At 74.8% G+C, this 2,153-nt stretch carries 1 protein-coding gene; it reads left to right on the top strand.

The annotated features are described in order from the left end of the window. The first annotated feature begins 181 nt into the window (after window positions 1-181). A complete protein-coding gene (locus ACFVHI_RS37115) occupies window positions 182-1,741 on the top strand; it encodes a HEAT repeat domain-containing protein (RefSeq protein ID WP_380346464.1) in 1,560 nt (519 codons plus the stop codon). The last annotated feature ends 412 nt before the right edge of the window (window positions 1,742-2,153 follow it).

Genomic DNA, 2,153 nt, shown 5'->3' with positions numbered 1-2,153 from the left:
CCGGACCGGCGTCCGGACGGCGGGTGGGTGGTGGGCGGGTGGGGGACATATCCCCCACCCGCCCTACGATGCCGATCATGAACGAGGATTTCGACACGCGAGGAAACAAGGGTGCGGCCGGGGCGCCGGCCTGCCCGGAGTGCGGCGCGGCGCTGCGCATCGGCTCCGGCAGGATGGCGCGGTGAACTTCTTCCTCCGTCGTCAGCAGCCCCTCTCACCGCCTTCCCCTGGCGCGGACGCCCTGGAGCGTGTCCGGCTGCTGGTCGCTGGTGAGCGGGCCGCGGACGGAAGTGCGCTGGAGGAGTTGACCGCCGCGCTGCTGGAGGTCGGCTCGACCGGAAGCGCTGAAGACTCGTTCGAGGCGCTGCGCACGCTGACGGAGCGTCCGGTACTGCTGCTGCGCCTGGACGCTTTCATACGGCGGGAGTGGTGGCACCCGACGCGTCCCACCCCGCGGCCCGTCGAAGCCGACCCGGTCGCGCTCGCTCTCGCCGCCTCGCACGCCGACGGCCGCATCCGCGAGCGCGCGGTGCGCCGGATGCTGGACCAGCCGCACCCCGGGACGATGCCGTTCCTCGTGCTGCGCACCAGCGACTGGGTCCGCCAGGTTCGGGACGCGGCGAGCGCGGGCCTGGCCGTGCTGCTCCATGGCGACCCGCTGCTGGCCACCCCGGCGACCGTGCGCACGGCCCTGCTGATCAACCGGCGCCAACGCGGCGCATTCGCCCACGGCCAGTTGCTCGTGCCGTTGCTGACCGGGTCGACCACGGCCCTGACCGGAACGCTCCTCGCGGCCCCCGAGGCGCCGGTGCGCCGCTTCGCCCTGGACGCCGTCGCCCACCGCCTCGGGCTCCGCGACCTCGCGGCCCTCGCCGAGCGCGACTCCGACCGCCGGGTCAGGGCCCGGGCCGCGGAGGCCGCGGCCCGTCAGGCGGTGTGGACCGACCAGGCCGAGCTGCTGCGCCGGCTGGCCCGCAGCCGTCATGCCGAGGTGCGCGTCACCGCCCTCACGGGGCTGATGCGCACCGGCTCCCCGCAGAGCGTGGTGGCGTACCTCGACGACCCGTCCGCGCAGGTCCGGGCCTTGGCACGGGAGGCGGCGCGCCGCACCGGCACGGACCCGCTGACGCACTACCAGGCGGCCGTCCGGGCCGACGACCCGCAGGTCGGGGCGGTCGCGGGGCTCGCCGAGACCGGTGGCCGGGCCGACGTCCCCCTGCTCGACGCGCTCCTGGACAACCCGGCGCCCCAGGTCCGCGTCCACGCCCTGCGGGCCCTGCGGAGCCTCGACGTGGTGCCCGTGCCCCGGGGCACGGCGCTGCTGCAAGACGACTCCGCCGCGGTGGTCAAGGAGGCCGCCGCAGCCCTCGTCCCCAGCGCCACCCGGCTGCCCGCCGACCTGCTGTGGGACATGCTCACCGACCCGCAGCGGCCGGCCGTGCGGCGCGCGGGCTACCGGCTGTTGAGCCGGCGCGACCGCCTCACCGCACTGCGCGCCGCCGTCCTCGCGAGCGGTGATACCCACCCCCGGCTCGCCGCCCAGGGCAGGACCGACGCCACCACACGGATCCGCGAACTCACCCCGCACCCCTGGCTCACCCGCCCGGTCCCGACCCTCGACGCCGACCCCGCACAGGCCGCCGAACTGCTCACCCTGGCGGAGGAACGCCGCACCGTCCTCACTGAGGACGTGATCCAGTTGCTGCGCGACGCGCTTCGTCCGGTGCCCGGCAGCCGGTAGCCCGGTCGCAGGCAGGCGCACCTCGCGCGGCCCGCTCGTGTTCGGCGTGTGGTTTTCACCGGGTTCGGCGCAGGCGTTCACTCCTGGCCGTCGGCCACCATCAAGGTCTCTGCTGGAGACCTTGATGGCCGCTCTGGGCCGCCATCAAGGTGACGCTGTGTGCCTGTACAGCTGTCGCGCTGTCGCGCCTGGTGGGGGCTGTGTACAGGGGCGGGGCCGGGGTGTGTGCCGGACGCGACAGCGCGACGGCCACCCCGGCCGGGCACTCAGCGTGACTGGGCGCGCTCCCGGGCGGCGAGCCACGCCTCCAGCGCCTCGACGGTGGCGGGACGGTGGTCTTCTTTCGATGGAGCCATTGGAGTTGAATGTCGGTCAGTTCTGCACGGAGCACCACCGAGGGATACGGGGTAGC

It is taken from the genome of Kitasatospora sp. NPDC127121, from assembly GCF_042677305.1.
Classification (GTDB): Bacteria; Actinomycetota; Actinomycetes; order Streptomycetales; family Streptomycetaceae; genus Kitasatospora.
Note: the sequence above shows the minus strand (reverse complement) of the source record. Positions and strands in the feature narration are given on the sequence as shown.